Below are 1,365 nucleotides of genomic sequence, written 5' to 3' on the forward strand. Positions count from 1 at the left end.
TCCTTCCGGTCTGACTTCACTGCACTTAGAACGCTCTCCTACCACTGTTCGTAAGAACAGTCCGCAGCTTCGGTGATACGTTTAGCCCCGGTACATTTTCGGCGCAGAGTCACTCGACCAGTGAGCTATTACGCACTCTTTAAATGGTGGCTGCTTCTAAGCCAACATCCTGGTTGTCTAAGCAACTCCACATCCTTTTCCACTTAACGTATACTTTGGGACCTTAGCTGGCGGTCTGGGCTGTTTCCCTTTCGACTACGGATCTTATCACTCGCAGTCTGACTCCCAAGGATAAGTCATCGGCATTCGGAGTTTGACTGAATTCGGTAACCCGGTAGGGGCCCCTAGTCCAATCAGTGCTCTACCTCCGAGACTCTTACCTTGAGGCTAGCCCTAAAGCTATTTCGGAGAGAACCAGCTATCTCCAGGTTCGATTGGCATTTCACCCCTACCCACACCTCATCCCCGCACTTTTCAACGTGCGTGGGTTCGGGCCTCCATTCAGTGTTACCTGAACTTCACCCTGGACATGGGTAGATCACCTGGTTTCGGGTCTACGACCACGTACTCATGCGCCCTATTCAGACTCGCTTTCGCTGCGGCTCCGCATCTTCTGCTTAACCTTGCACGGGATCGTAACTCGCCGGTTCATTCTACAAAAGGCACGCCATCACCCGTTAACGGGCTCTGACTACTTGTAGGCACACGGTTTCAGGATCTATTTCACTCCCCTTCCGGGGTGCTTTTCACCTTTCCCTCACGGTACTGGTTCACTATCGGTCACTAGGGAGTATTTAGCCTTGGGAGATGGTCCTCCCGGATTCCGACGGAATTTCACGTGTTCCGCCGTACTCAGGATCCACTCTGGAGAGAACAACATTTCAGTTACAGGGCTGTTACCTTCTTTGGCGGGCCTTTCCAGACCTCTTCGCTTATATCGTTCCTTTGTAACTCCGTATAGAGTGTCCTACAACCCCAAGAGGCAAGCCTCTTGGTTTGGGCTGTTCCCGTTTCGCTCGCCGCTACTCAGGGAATCGCATTTGCTTTCTCTTCCTCCGGGTACTTAGATGTTTCAGTTCCCCGGGTATGCCTTCTCATACTCTATGTATTCAAGTATGGATACTACTCCATTACGAGCAGTGGGTTTCCCCATTCGGAAATCTCCGGATCAAAGCTTGCTTACAGCTCCCCGAAGCATATCGGTGTTCGTCCCGTCCTTCATCGGCTCCTAGTGCCAAGGCATCCACCGTGCGCCCTTTCTAACTTAACCATTTCTTACTTTAGAAAGAATCACTATGTGTGATGAACTTTGCATTGCATTCAATGTGAATGTATTACTTATTGTTATCTAGTTTTCAAAGAACA

Annotated in this window: 1 rRNA gene; it reads right to left on the bottom strand. The window is 50.1% G+C overall.

Annotated features, from left to right (window positions below):
* A 23S ribosomal RNA gene (locus tag ACTJJQ_RS19210) occupies positions 1–1,270 on the bottom strand; the annotation flags it as partial.
* Between the last annotated feature and the right edge of the window lie 95 nt (positions 1,271–1,365).

The sequence above is a fragment of the Bacillus sp. 22483 genome (assembly GCF_052044605.1).
Classification (GTDB): domain Bacteria; phylum Bacillota; class Bacilli; order Bacillales; family Bacillaceae; genus Bacillus; species Bacillus altitudinis.